General features: G+C 60.4%; 7 protein-coding genes and 1 pseudogene. 3 read left to right on the forward strand and 5 right to left on the reverse strand.

The genetic code is table 11. From position 1 onward, the window contains the following. Window positions 1-10: 10 nt before the first annotated feature. Window positions 11-3,178, reverse strand: a complete 3,168-nt coding sequence (locus tag ABNF92_RS09505) for an efflux RND transporter permease subunit (RefSeq protein WP_349344002.1) — start codon at window positions 3,176-3,178, stop codon at window positions 11-13. After that, complete coding sequence (locus ABNF92_RS09510) at window positions 3,175-4,413, reverse strand: biotin/lipoyl-binding protein (RefSeq protein ID WP_349344003.1); 1,239 nt, start codon at window positions 4,411-4,413, stop codon at window positions 3,175-3,177. Before ABNF92_RS09510 ends, ABNF92_RS09505 begins: the two co-directional genes overlap by 4 nt. Before the next feature lie 152 nt (window positions 4,414-4,565). Here ABNF92_RS09510 and ABNF92_RS09515 point away from each other — a divergent pair, with 152 nt between their 5' ends. Then, entirely contained in the window at window positions 4,566-5,015 is a 450-nt protein-coding gene (locus ABNF92_RS09515; protein WP_069182848.1) for a potassium channel family protein, read from the forward strand. Between the two features lie 137 nt (window positions 5,016-5,152). Beyond that, the gene (locus ABNF92_RS09520) at window positions 5,153-6,208 is read left to right on the forward strand and encodes a GGDEF domain-containing protein (RefSeq protein ID WP_349344004.1); all 1,056 of its coding nucleotides are present in this window, start codon (window positions 5,153-5,155) and stop codon (window positions 6,206-6,208) included. A 10-nt stretch (window positions 6,209-6,218) separates the two neighbouring features. On the opposite strand, the pseudogene ABNF92_RS09525 reads toward ABNF92_RS09520, so the two are convergent. The 3 genes and pseudogenes from ABNF92_RS09525 to ABNF92_RS09535 form a co-directional block, all read right to left on the reverse strand. Beyond that, window positions 6,219-9,436: pseudogene (locus ABNF92_RS09525) on the reverse strand (efflux RND transporter permease subunit). Then, window positions 9,433-10,440 carry an efflux RND transporter periplasmic adaptor subunit gene (locus ABNF92_RS09530; protein WP_349344074.1) on the reverse strand — a complete coding sequence of 336 codons (1,008 nt, stop codon included), beginning with the start codon at window positions 10,438-10,440 and terminating at the stop codon, window positions 9,433-9,435. Before ABNF92_RS09530 ends, ABNF92_RS09525 begins: the two are co-directional and overlap by 4 nt. A 220-nt stretch (window positions 10,441-10,660) precedes the next feature. Next, window positions 10,661-12,676: a TonB-dependent receptor gene (locus ABNF92_RS09535; RefSeq protein ID WP_349344005.1), complete on the reverse strand. Its 2,016-nt coding sequence runs from the start codon at window positions 12,674-12,676 to the stop codon at window positions 10,661-10,663. Window positions 12,677-12,927: 251 nt separating this feature from the next. Between ABNF92_RS09535 and gdhA the strand changes: the two genes are divergently transcribed. Further along, window positions 12,928-14,277 (forward strand): NADP-specific glutamate dehydrogenase, encoded by a 1,350-nt coding sequence (gdhA, locus tag ABNF92_RS09540; RefSeq protein ID WP_349344006.1) that lies wholly within the window; start codon window positions 12,928-12,930, stop codon window positions 14,275-14,277.

A 14,277-nucleotide genomic window follows, 5' to 3' on the forward strand; every position in this document is an offset into this window, starting at 1 on the left:
AGCCAGGTGGTCAATCCGCCGCCCCGATAGGATCAGCATAGGTTCCATGCCGGCGCGCACGCCACTCGCGGAACTGCTCCAGCCAGGACAGCAACGCCGGTATGACCAACAGGACCAGCAAGGTCGATAGCCCGAGGCCAAAGGCAATAGAGGTGGCCATGGGGATCAGGAACTGGGCCTGCAGGGACGTTTCGAACATCAACGGCAGCAGCCCGCCGATGGTGGTCAGGGAAGTCAACATAACCGCACGAACCCGCTGTACCGCGGCCTCGTTAAGCGCATCGGTGATTCCCAGACCCTTTTTCCGCTGCTGGTTGTAGAAAGCTACGAGGATGATGGCGTTATTGACCACAATCCCGGAAAGACCAAACAACCCGAAGAGGGAAAGAATGGTCAGTTGCAGCCCCATCAGCCAGTGCCCCAGCAACGCGCCCACGAGGGCGAACGGGATGATGGCCATAACGATCAGCGGAAGGCTCCAGGAGGCAAACACCCACGCAAGTACCACGTACATCAGCGCCAGCCCGATAACCAGTCCGGTTTGCATGTCTCCCAGGGTCTCCCTCTGGTCGGCCGCACGGCCCTCGAAGCTGTAACGCACATTGTAGCGACTGGCGATATCCGGCAGTGCATCTGCTTCAAGGCTGGTCAGAATCTGGTCGGTGGTGCTGACCCGGGTATTCAGCCCCGAGGTGACTTCAACCGCCAACCGGCCCTCAGCATGCCGCAGGGCCTGGAAGCCCTGACGGTGGTCCAGGTTCATGACCTGGGTCAGGGGAACAAAACGACCGTCCGGCACCCGCACGGTGATACGGGACAGCGTCGACAAGCGCTCCCGCTGATCCTTGGGCAGTTGCACGCGAACTTCGACCTCATCCCGGCCATCCTGGTAGATCTGGGCGATCCGGCCGTCGAAGGCAGCCCTTAGCTGGCGCCCGAGATCGGAGGTGGTCAATCCGAGTGCCTCGCCATAAGCGCTGACCTGGTAAAGCAGCTGTTCCCTGCCCCAGGGCATGTCATCCTCAACGTCCAGAACACCGGGCAGCGTCGAGAGCGCCTGCCCCAGTTCATCCGCGGCACGCTTCAGATTCTCCGCGTTGTCGCCGGTCAAACGCACATTCACATCCCGGCCCGGCGGCCCGGCCTGACGTTCGGAAATCGTCAGATTGTCCAGCCCGGCCGGTGTCTCCAGACGGCTGCGCCACTCCGTGATAAATTCCGGATTACGAACCGAACGGCGATCGGAGGGCACCAGTTCGATCATCATCGAACCCAGTTCATCGCCGCTACGTGAACTGCCCTCGGCACCCTGGGTTGCGCCCCGGGTAGTGACTGCATGCAAAATGAAATCACCACCAAGCGCCTCTTCGGTCTCATTGAGCGTTCGCTGCATCTGGGTCAGGAACTCCTCAACGGTGCCGCGATCCGTTCCGGCCACAAAGCTGGCATTGGCGTAGAAAACCGAAGGCTCCGGTGTTGGGAAAAAGTTGAATCCGAGCCGGCCACCGGCCAGCAGACCGACCGTTACGATTGCCAGGGCAACCGCGCTCGCCACGGTAGCCCCCCGGTGTTCCAGGCTATACCGAGAGAACCGGCGAAACCGGCCTTCCCGGAAACGGTCGAAACGCTGCTCGAACCCCCGCCGGAAGCGCTCCACGGGACCCGGTGCTTTTGGCTCGGGTTCTGCCTCTCCCGCTTTTTTCTTACGTCTGGGCACGAAGGCATGACGCAAGTGCGCCGGCAATACGATGAAACACTCAAGCAGGGACGCGACCAGAACGCAGATCATCACCAGCGGAATATCGCCCAGAATGTTGCCAATGACACCGCCCACCACGAGAAGGGGCATAAAGGCCGCAACCGTCGTGAGAGACGAGGCCAGCACGGGCCACACCATACGTTTGGCAGCCCCTTCCGAGGCGTAGATGGATTCCTCGCCCATGCGGGAGTGGGCGTCGGCATCCTCGCCCACCACAATGGCATCGTCGACGATCACCCCCAACGCCATGATCAGGGCGAACAGGGAGATCATGTTGATGGAACCCCCAATCAGCCAGAGAACCGCCATGGCCGCCAGGAACGCCGTCGGAATACCCACAGCCACCCACATGGCAACCCGACCGGGGAGAAACAGGTAAAGCAGGCATACCACCAGAACCAGGCCACCCAGCCCGTTGTTCACCAGTAGGGAGATACGATCATCCAGAAGCTGCCAGGTTTCATCGTACACCTCCAGCTTTACCGTCGGCGGCAGCACCGGCCGGGTATCGGCCAGCCAGGTTTCCAGTACCTGGGCCGCTGCCAGCGAATTGCCGTTTTCCGATCGCTGCAGCTGGAGTTCAACGGCCGGCTTGCCGTCCTTCTCGAGGGTCACCTGGCTCTCGCGGGCCTCCTGCCGGATAATCGCCACATCGCCCAGATTGAGCTGGATCCGCTCACCACTGAGCACCGGAATGTTCTCGAATTCCTGGGGGCTTCGGCGCTGTTCCACGGCCCGCAGTTCCCGGGTGGCATCCTGCTGCGCCATCATGCCGGCAGGCAGGTCCCGGGAGATGGCGGCCACGCGCTCGGCAATCTGCTCCAGTGACAGCCCCAGTGCTTCCAGCCGCTCAACCGGCACATCAATGCTGATCTGCTGCTCCGGCAAGCCGCGGATCGAAACCCGGTCAATACCACGCTGGAGCAGTTCATCTTCAAAACGGTAGGCCATCTGCCGCAGCTCACTGCGGTCCACATCGCCGTACACAAGCAACCGGGCCACTGGCTCGTAGCGTTCAATGCGGGTTACCTGGGGTTCCTCCGCCTCCGCCGGGAAATTGGTGAATTCATCCACCTGCTGGCGTACGTCATCCAGGGCCTGGATCGGATTGGTGCCTTCTTCGAATTCGAGGGTTATGGAGGAAACCCCCTGGGCCGAGGTCGAGGTCATTTTTTTCAGGCCATCGACGCTGCGCAGGCGCTGCTCCAGAGGGTTGGTAATGCCCTGCTCCACGTCTTCGGCGGACGCACCACTCCAGACCACCCGGACACTGACCACGTCCAGGGCAAAGGTGGGGAAGAACTGGATGTTCATGCGGGTCAGAGCCAGCACACCACCGAGCAGCATCACCAGCATGACCAGGTTGGCAGCAACCCGGTGATGAACGAAAAAGCCGATGACGCCTTTTTTCCGCCTCATTGCGATGCCACTCCGGAATCTGCCACATCCACCTTGAGGCCGGTGACAGCGTTGGGCAGATGCGTCGTAATCAGTTGCGCGCCAGATACCAGGGCTTCACCGGATACCAGCAGACGGCGCTCACCATTGCTGCCCCGGGCCTCGCCAATACGTTCTATTCGGGCGCGCTGCATCCGGCCGTCTGAAGACATCAGGTAAACGCTGTCGGCGCCATAAAGAGCACTGAACGGAATCGACACGGTATTGCTCCGTGCCGCCCGTTCAAGCCTGACGGGCATTAAACCGCCCGGACGGATCCCACGGGGATCCCCCTGCAGTTCGAGAATGGCTTCGGTTCCGGACGGATCACTGGTTCCGGCAAAGCGGGCAAGACGAAACCGGTGCTGATCTCCGGCACTGGTGGCAATCAGTGTTTCCCCCCGCTGCAGGGCATCCAGAAGTTCGCCCCGGAACATCTCCGGCACCCTGGCCCTGAGTTCCAGACCATCTACGGGGTACAGCGATAACAGAGGTTCATTGCGGCTGACCTGGTCACCTTCGGCCACCCGGATGTCGGTCACCATGCCGTCAAAGGGCGCCGTCATCCGGGCCCGTTCGGCATCCCGTCGGGTGCTGAGCAGGTTTGCCTCTGCCTGGGCGAGTTTCGCCTGAAGGCTCTGCAGCCGCGCCGGATGCTCTTCGATTGCCCGTTGCCTGGCATTTACCGTCAGCTCTGCTCTGGCCGCGGCGTCCGTGGCCGCTTCCAGTGCCTCGCGGGAAGCCAGGTTGCGATTCACCAACGACCGGGTACGCTCCAGCTGCCGCCGGGCGTTTTCCAGAATGGCCTGTTCGCTGGCCAGCGCCGTCTGATCATTCCGATACCGGACCTGCTCCGATCGGATCTGGGCTTCAAGGTCTTTGACCTGTGCTTCGGCCTGGGCCAGCGCAGGCTGGATATCGGCATCGTCCAGTGCCACCAGAAGCTCGCCCTCCTTGACCCGCTGCCCCTCGGTCACGGGCCGCGTACCGATTCGACCGGCCAGGGTTGCTGTCACTGTCAGTTGCTCCGGCGCCAGTACTTCGCCATAAAGGGGCAGCACCGGGGTATGCGTGCCCGGCTCAATTTCCTGAACCTGGACACGCCAACTGCGCTCGGTGGCACTGACCTCTGCAGGCTCCGGGCGGGTCATTTTGAGAATCATGAAACCGGCGATACCGACGGCGAGAATCAACAGGGGAATCAGTCTTTTGGACATTACTTGCAGGCCAGCTAAGGTAAATAAAGCCCATTGGGCTGTCGGGTTCAGACTACTATACAATCAGGGCTCGTTTTCGGATCGGACTAGCCGAATTCCTGCGTCAATTTTACGCAGTGTTTTTTCAGTCATGGCAACGGAGAGCATCATTGTTGGCAGCAGAACACCATGTCAATCTTCTCAACGCAACGCTCATTAACGGGCTGATCGTTGCCGTTGTGGTGCTGATCCATCACGAAGTGCTCCTGAATTTAAGCAGCCTTCTGTCGAGAATGCGCCAGAGCCACCGTTTCCGACTGATCGCTGCCGTCTTCGGCATTCTTGCCGCTCACACCCTCCAGGTCTGGATCTTTGCCAGTGCCTTCTATTTCATGCACCACGCCGAGGGCTGGGGCCATTTAACCGGCAATTTCAGCGGCAGCATCCTGGACTGCGCCTACTTTTCCTTCACCACCTTCACGACTCTTGGCTACGGCGATATCGAACCTTTCGGTATTCTGCGCTTTCTCACCGGCATAGAGTCGCTGGCCGGACTGGTTCTGATCACCTGGAGCGCCTCTTTCCTGTTCGTGGAAATGCAGCGCTACTGGCCGACTCGTTAAGGAACCTCTGAGATGTAGACTTTAGTCGAAGACCAAAGGCTACACTGCCTGATTTCTGCTCTAATAGCCGAATCCTGCGGTATGTGCATTCTCTTTATACATATCGCTCCAGCGCCCCGGATACCCAGACCAGACCCATGGAAAGCTATAGGGAATCACAGAAGCACCTTGCCCGTCCGTACCGCAAAGCCGTGCTAAAAACGCTGCTGATCCTCACAGCAATCAGCGGTCTGCTGTTCTTTATGCTCAACATACAGAGAGGGAACTACCCCCTGGCCTTTGCCGAGATTGGCATGGCGTGCTACTCGGTTGTCATTTTCTGGGCGATCCGAAACACCAAGCACCTTGAACGCTGGATCCTGGCGTTCATCCTGCCCTTTTGCATCACCATGATGTTCGCACTCACATCGCCCCGCGCCACAACCACCGTATTCGCCTGGGTCCTGTTGATCCCCATCCTTTCCCATCTTCTGATGGGGCGGCGGTTGGGCCTCCTGGTATCCGCTGTTTTCATGGGTACGGCGGCCGTGATTTTCTTCTTCAAATACCACGATGCTCCGGAGATGATGCAGCCGCTTCCGGTTGCCAATATGGGGCTGATGTCGCTGACCATTCTCGCGTTCTCCCACATTTACGAGATCACCCGCGAGCAATCCGAATCACGCCTGCTGAAAATGGCCCAGACCGATGCGCTGACAGGTCTCGCCAACCGCGCACGCCTGAGCGACGTTTTCGAGCAGGAGCGCAAACGCAGCCTCCGCAACGGAACCCCGCTGTCCATGCTGGTGCTGGACCTGGACCACTTCAAACAGGTCAATGATCAACATGGTCACGAGGCGGGCGACCGGGCGCTCAGGCATGTTGCCGGCACACTGCGGGCATCGCTGAGAGCAACCGATCTTGCCACACGACTGGGCGGTGAAGAGTTCGCCATTCTGCTCACCAACACCACCGCAGACCAGGCTCATCGGGTGGCCGAAAAGATCCGGAATGAGATCGAGTCAAACCCCGTGTCCTATCAGGACCAGGCCATCAGGCTCACCATCAGCGGCGGCATTGCCCAGTTTGGTCCGGACGGCGCCGACCTTCGCAGCCTGATCGGCCGTGCCGACGAGTACCTCTATAACGCCAAGAACGCGGGGCGGAACCGGATCATCAGTTCCGACAGCGTCCTGGTGCCATGCCAGGCGTAAACACCCCGCGTCACACCCACTTGCAGCGCGCCAGGGTGTAATACAGCAGGGGCACCACCAGCACGGTCAGTAACGTGGACATGGCCAGACCGAACACCAGGGATATCGCCAGGCCGTTGAAAATCGGATCGTTCAGGATGAAGTACGCCCCCACCATCGCCGAAATCGCCGTCAGGGCGATGGGCTTGATGCGCACCGCGCCGGCCAGGACCACCGCTTCGTCCAGTTCGACACCTTCCTCGATCAACTGCCGGATAAACACCACCAGCAGGATGGAATTGCGCACGATGATTCCGGCCAGGGCAATCATGCCGATCATGCTGGTCGCGGTAAATTCCCGCCCCAGAAGGGCATGGCCGGGCATGATCCCGATCATCGTCAGGGGAATGGGCGCCATGATCACCAGCGGCAGGATGTAGGAGCGGAACTGGGCCACCAGCAACACGAAGATCATGAACACGCCCACGCTGTAGGCGGCCCCCATATCCCGGAAGGTTTCGTAGGTAATCTGCCATTCACCGTCCCATTTCAGGGTGCCTTTTTCCGGCAACGGGGGCTGATCGATGAAATACTGCTCCGGCGCCCCTTCCTGCTTGTTCAGGCGCTCGACCATGGCAAACATGCCGTACAGCGGCGAATCGACCTCTCCAGCCATATCCGCCGTCACGTAGGTCACCGGCAGCAAATCCTTGTGGTAGATCGCGCCCATCCAGTCGGCCTCGCGAACGTCTGCAATACTCGCCAAAGGAACCAAGTTGCCATCACGACTGCGCACGTTCAGGGACAGCAGGACCGAAGGCTGGGCCTTGTCGCCCTCACCCAGGATCACCCGGATCGGAACCGGGTACTTGGCATGGTCATCGTGCAGGAAGCTGACACTGGTACCGCCCAGGGCCGTCTGGAGGGCACCGACCACCTGGGCCTGGGACACGCCAAGCCTTGCCGCGCGGTCCCGATCCACAACCACTTCCCACTGCCGTGTGGGTGCCTCAAGCGTGGTATCGATATCCACTAGGCCATCCACCTCGGTCATGCCCTCGGCCACCTGCCGGGCCAGTTCCGCCCGGCGGGTTTCATCCACCGCGTAGATTTCGGCCACCACGGGTGACAGCACTGGCGGACCAGGCGGAACCTCAACAATCTTGACGCTGGCACCGTACTGCTTGCCGATTTCAGTCAGCGGACCCCGGAGGGACTGGGCAATCTCGTGGGACTGCCGGTCCCGGCGCTCCTCATGAACCAGATTGACCTGGATATCGCCGTGGTAAGGGTCGCCACGCAGGTAGTATTGCCTGACCAGACCGTTAAAGTTGATCGGCGATGCGGTGCCGGCGTAGGTCTGCCAGTTGGCCACCTCATCCACCGTTTCCAGGTAGCTGCCCATTTCCATCAACACCCGCTGGGTCTGCTCCATGGGCGTGCGTTCGGGCATATCCACCACCACCTGCAGCTCGGACTTGTTGTCGAAGGGCAGCATCTTCAGGATCACTGCCTGGAACACCGGCAGGGAGGTGGCCGCCAGGGTCAGGCCCACCACACCCAGAGCCAGCAAACGGCGCCGCCAGGGATGCTCGCCCAGGAACGGCCCGAGCACGGTTCGGAAAATTCGCAGGGACAATGGACTGACGCCATCGGCAGAGCTGGAAGCCTCCTCGGCTTCGGCGGCCTGCTCGCCCTTCTTGTGTTTTAGCAGCCTGAAAGCCAACCAGGGCGCCACCACAAAGGCCACGATCTGCGACAGCACCATACCGGCCGATGCGTTGATCGGAATCGGGCTCATGTAGGGGCCCATCAGGCCACTGACAAACGCCATCGGAATCAGAGCCGCCATGATGGTGAGGCTGGCCATAATGGTGGGGGTGCCCACCTCGTCTACCGCAACGGGAATAATGTCCTTCACCGCTCGCCGGGTGTTTTGGATGCGCCGGTTGATGTTCTCGGTGATCACGATGCCGTCGTCCACCAGAATGCCGATGGAGAAGATCAGCGCAAACAGGGAGACCCGGTTCAGGGTGAAGCCCCAGGCCCAGGAGAACACCAGGGTCAGCAGCAGGGTAATCAGCACCGCAATGCCGACAATCAGCGCCTGGCGCCAACCCATGGCCGCCAGCACCAGCAGCACAACGCATAGGGTGGCGGAGATTAGATCGGTAATCAGTTTGCGGGCTTTCTGGGAGGCGGTCACACCGTAATCACGGGTCACCAGAACCTCCACGGATTCCGGCAGGGCCCGGTTGCGCAACTGCTCCAGACGCTCTTCAATGGCCGTGGTGATGTTGATGGCGTTCTCGCCCGGCTTCTTGGCGATGGCCAGGGTCACCGCCGGGTAAACCTCACCGGGCCGGCCTCGTGGGCCGGCCCGAATCCGGTCATCACGCTCTGGTCCACCACGGTGCCACCGCGGCTGACATCCGCCACATCTTCCAGGTACACCGCTGCGCCGTTGTACATACCCACCACCAGGCGCCGGACATCCTCCACGGTTTCCAGAAGCGTTCCGGCCTGGACAGGTATCGACAGGTTATCCTGGGTAATCCGGGCCTCCTGGCTGCTGGTGTTGGCCGCCGCCAGGGCGTTACGGATATCGTCGATGGTCAGGTTGAAGCCGGCCAACAATGCCGGATCAAAGCGGATATCGACGCGATCCGGAATGCCACCGGTTGTATAGACATCCCGGGTGCCGGGAACCCGCTTCAAGGCCACTTCCAGCATGTGCGCCAGACGGGTCAGTTCCTCGCCCGTATGGCCGTTGACCGGATCGTAGAGAGTGAGTGTCATCACCGGCACATCATCGATGCCCTTGGGCTTGATCACCGGCTGGGTCGCGCCCAGGTTGGGCGGCAGCCAGTCCTGGTTGGAGTACACCTGGTTGTACAGCCGCACCAGGGCTTCCTGCCGCGGAATACCCACCTCGAACTGCACCGTGATCACCGCCTGCCCCTGGCGGGACACGGAATAAACGTGCTCTACGCCCTGGATCTCACTCATCACCTGTTCGGCAGGCGTGGCAATCGCGCTTTCCACCTCCCGGGTGCTGGCGCCGGGAAAGGCCACCATGATATCGGCCATAGTGACGTCAATCTGGGGCTCTTCTTCTTTGGGCGTGACCACCATGGCCAGGATGCCCAGAATAATTGCCAGAATGGCCAGCAGCGGTGTCAGATGGTTGTTCTGGAAAACCCGGGCGATGGCACCGGATGGACCAACGGGCGGCAGATCACGGCTCACGGATTCGACTCCTCGCCCGTTCTTTCAAGCGGATTCAGTCGCTCGCTGCCCACCAGTACAGACGGATTTGTGACTACCCGCTCGCCCTCGCTCAGGCCCGCAAGAATCTCCAGCCGGCCATTGTCTCGCGCCCCGGTGCGAACCTGCCTCAGCCTGGGCTGATCCTGATCATCGAGCACAAATACCGCCCTGAGTTCACTGCGTTGAATCAGGCTGCTGAACGGAACCCACAGGGCCTCCCGGGTGGCAACCGGCACGCTGACTTTCACCAACATGCCGGGAAACAGGGAACCGTTGGGCTCACTCAGGCGCATCCGCAGGCGGAAGGTGTGGGTTTGCGGATTCGCATAGGGATAGAAAGTCATTTCACCGGTTTCCAGCACCCGGCCGTCGGCCAGGGTAACCTGGGCCTGACGCTCCGTGCGTGCCAGTTCGGCGTATTTCTGGGGCAGGTCGACGACAACCCGCAGTTGCTCCAGGGACAAGCCACTGAGCAGCGGCTGGCCGGGATTGACCGCTTCGCCAACCTCAACGTGGCGTTCGGTGAGGATGCCGCCATAGGGCGCCACCACACGGGTATAGGAAAGTTGCTCCTCAGCCTCGGCAACCGCAGCCCTGGCGCGCTCTACCCGGGCCCTGGCCGCGACCAGATTATTACGGGCCTGATCAAACTCCTGCCGGGATACCAGGCCCCGTTCGTGGACTGCCTCAATCCGGTTAAACCGCTGGCGTGCGTCCACCAGCGCGGCCTCGGCCTCTTCCAGCCCGGCTTGTGCCTGGCGCAAACGGGATCGCTGCTCACTGTCCTCCAGCTGGACAATCAGCTCACCGGCGGTCACGGAATCATCCACATCGAAGGGAAGGCTCTGGACAGTGCCACTGGTCTGGGCAGAGACGGTACTTTGCTGTACGGCCTCAATGACGCCATCGAGATGGATCGTTTCACGGAGAGTGACTCGTTCCACAACCTCGTAATCCGGTTGAGCCGTTGCCCACGCAGGCATGAGCGCCAACACAATCACATTGAAAAAGCGTCCCGCCGGATGCATACAGCCACCTTGTTTTGGTTATAAGCATATTCTTTAATTAACAAGAAGTTTAACAGGCTGAGGCAGGGCTTACATTGAGCAGGAACAAAAAAGCCCCGGGTGGAGGAGTTGGATCCACCCGGGGCATCAATGTCACCCGCCAGCTATGAGAAACGGGTAACCGCCATACAAGGTCTTACCACCTGGCTGTCAGTGCGGCACGCAGGGTCCGGCCAGGCTCATTAACTCTTACGGCTTCGGGATTAAATGGATCAGTGTTGGCCCGACTGACATGGGGTGCCCAGGTATTGTCGAACAGGTTATCCACGGCCCAGGTAACACTCAGATAGTCTGCAAGAGGGTGACTGCCGGACAGGTTCAGCACGCCATAACCCGGGGACGTGCCGGGATCCTGACCGGATTCCAGATCTACCCGATCCTGGCGGCGGGCCAGCACCCACTCCAGTTCAAGGGCATGGCCCATGCGCTGCCAGCCAAGGGTCTGAACAAACTGCACCGGCGGAATCTGCGGCAGCGGTTGGTTATCGTCGCGATTTTCACCCCGAACCGATGCCAGGCTGCTGTTGGTGTTCCAGGTGCCATTGCTCCACCCAAGCTGTGCTTCAACGCCCATCAGCCGCGCATCAATATTGCGGTAGACGCTGACCTGGTCAGCATTGCGGGTACGCAGGACAAAATCATTCACCTGATCCACCCACACGGCCGGACGCCAGTTCCAGCCGTTACTCTGGCCGGGCATCGCCAGTTCCAGCTTGCGGTGGGTCTCAGGGTCCAGTGCAGGGTTGCCTACCCAGCGCCTGGACGGGTCCATGTTGTTCCAGCTGGCAATGTAACGCTCCGTCACGCCCGGGCTGCGGACGCTGTGGCTGGCCGTAACCATCATCGACTGGACCGGAGAGAATCGCCAATCGCTGCTGACAAAACCGCTGAAATTATCATCGGCAACATCGGTGTTCGTGGTGCCGTAGATCGACTCGTAGGCGTCGGCCGCGGACATGGCCATCATGCCACTGCCGAACACATCATCGGCTGCCGCTGCAGACATTTCCACGCGGTCGTAGCGCACGCCACCGCCAAGCTTCAATTCGGGAGTTACCCGGTAGAAGCGCTCGGCAAAGAGGCCGAAGCGGTCTCGATCCACGTCGGGCCAGAGTACGGAGGTGAGCACATCAAGATCGGCTCCGCCGAACCGTTCGGCGTACCAGTTATTGGTCTCAACATCGGCGCCAATGGCCCAGTCTGTTCGGGCATCCGGGCTCTGATCCAGGGTCAGACGCAAGCCCCGGGTTTCGGTCTCGGAATCCGTCAGCATTTTCATCATGGATTCACGGAGACTGAAGTTATCCATGATGTGGTCGACATCCGCCTGCCAGGCCAGCAGGTTCCAGTTGCCGTTCGCCAGCGGAGAACCGAGCTCCAGGCGCATGATGTCGGTATCGGTTTTCGGCGCATCCATGCCGGAGCCGGCGTATTTGACATCCCGCTCTTCCTGCCGGCTCACCAGACCCTTGATGAAGAAACCATTATCCGCCTTCCACGCCGCATCCAGGCGAGCCTCGGAGTTCTTGTAGGCGCTGCGGACCTCGTTGCCGTCGCCGTCCTCGTAATCGTCCGCCTCGTCGTATCCCCCTGCGAGGCGAAGCCAGGCACTGTCGCTGCCCACTGCGGCACTGCCATTGACCAGCTTGCCATTGCCGTTGTCAGCGCCGCCAACAGTCAGATGACCCGTGGTCCCGGAGCCGTCAAACACCGGCGCCGCGGTAGTGGCAACCACCTGGCCACCGGTAATCGGGCCCCAGCGCAGGGTCTGGTTGCTGGTACGCACTTCCAGCAAGGGCGCCAGCGCCGAACTCAAACGACTGGTCGGCGGGTCCATGCGATTCGGGCAGGCCCCTTCAACGCGAATGCCGTCCAGAAGCACATCCACCCGCTCCTGACTCTGGCCCCGAATGACCGGTTCCAGCCCGCGACCGCCCATCCGGGAAAGCGACACTGAAGGGTCGACAGACAGACGCGCTACCGGCTCCTGGCTTAATGCGGATTCATTCAGCCGGGCGATTTCCGAAGATTGCCCCTCCGTCACCCGGATAAGCATCTGATCCACCTGTTCAATTTCGGCCTGAACAAACGGGGACAAGGTACAACCGGCCAGGCTGAGCCCGATACAACGAACCAGGAGTTTGGTAGGCATCTGTCAGGAATCCTTCTTACTGCCAAAGTCATCAAGAGGGTCTTGCTCGAAGGCCATAGTCTATGGCGCCAGGGCCATCCTGGCGTGGGACACAATGCCGCACCCAATTGGAGGTATTCCCATGTGGAAAGTCACTGCCCAATGAGCCCACTTGCCCTTATATGCACCTTTGTGGTGCAATCGATTCCCTTTTTTCTATGCTGCCGCCTTGCTGCAGCGTTCTATAGGCGTATTCCGAGGGCTTGACTGACATGACTGCAAAACTCGACGAGAAGCTGGAACCCATCTTCCGGGACGTACTGCACCGAAACCCCGGTGAAAGCGAATTTCACCAGGCTGTCCATGAGGTTCTTGAGACCCTCGGCCCTGTTCTCGTGAAATACCCCGAGTTCGCCGAGAAAAAAATCATCCAGCGTATCTGCGAGCCCGAGCGCCAGATCATCTTCCGTGTGCCCTGGCAGGACGACAATGGCGAGATCCACATCAACCGTGCGTTCCGCGTCGAGTTCAATAGTGCCCTGGGCCCCTACAAAGGCGGCATGCGCTTTCACCCCTCCGTTTATCTGGGCATTATCAAGTTCCTGGGCTTCGAGCAGATCTTCAAGAACGCCCTGACCGGCCTGCCCATCGGGGGCGGCAAGGGCGGCAGCGATTTTGATCCCAAGGGCAAATCCGACGATGAAATCATGCGTTTCTGCCAGAGCCTGATGACCGAGCTCTATCGTCATCTCGGCGAGTATACCGACGTTCCAGCCGGCGATATCGGCGTGGGTGGCCGCGAGATTGGCTATCTCTTCGGCCAGTACAAGCGCATCACCAACCGCTATGAATCCGGGGTGTTCACTGGCAAGGGGTTGGAATGGGGCGGCAGCCGCGCCCGTACCGAAGCAACCGGCTATGGCACGGTGTTCTTCACCCAGGAAATGCTGAAAGCCCGTGGCGACTCCCTGGACGGAAAAACCGTGGTGGTTTCAGGCTCCGGCAACGTGGCTATCTACGCCATCGAAAAGGCCCACGAACTGGGCGCCAGGGTTGTTGCATGCTCCGATTCGGGCGGCATGATCGTGCACGAAAAAGGCATTGACCTGCAGACGCTCAGACGGATCAAAGAGGTAGAGCGTCGTCGTATCAGCGCCTACACTGAGTTTCACAAAGACGCAAAATACGTTGAAGGCGGCAATATCTGGAGTGTGCCCTGTGACGTAGCCCTGCCATGCGCCACTCAGAACGAACTCAACGGCAAAGATGCCAAGACACTGGTTGAGAACGGATGCATTGCCGTTGCCGAAGGTGCCAACATGCCCACTACACCGGAGGGCATCGACATCTTCCAGAGCGCAAAGCTGGCCTATGGCCCGGGCAAGGCCGCCAACGCCGGCGGGGTTGCCACCTCTGCCCTGGAAATGCAGCAGAACGCCAGCCGCGACTCCTGGACCTTCGACTACACCCAGAAGCGCCTTGAGGAAATCATGATCGATATCCACAAGAACTGTTTTGAAACCGCCGCCGAGTTCGGCTCCGAGGGCAACTATGTGCTGGGCGCCAACATCACCGGTTTCCTCCGTGTGGCCAGGGCGATGAACGCCATGGGCGTGATCTGA

This window comes from Marinobacter sp. MMG032 (assembly GCF_040112695.1).
Lineage (GTDB): Bacteria > Pseudomonadota > Gammaproteobacteria > Pseudomonadales > Oleiphilaceae > Marinobacter > Marinobacter salsuginis.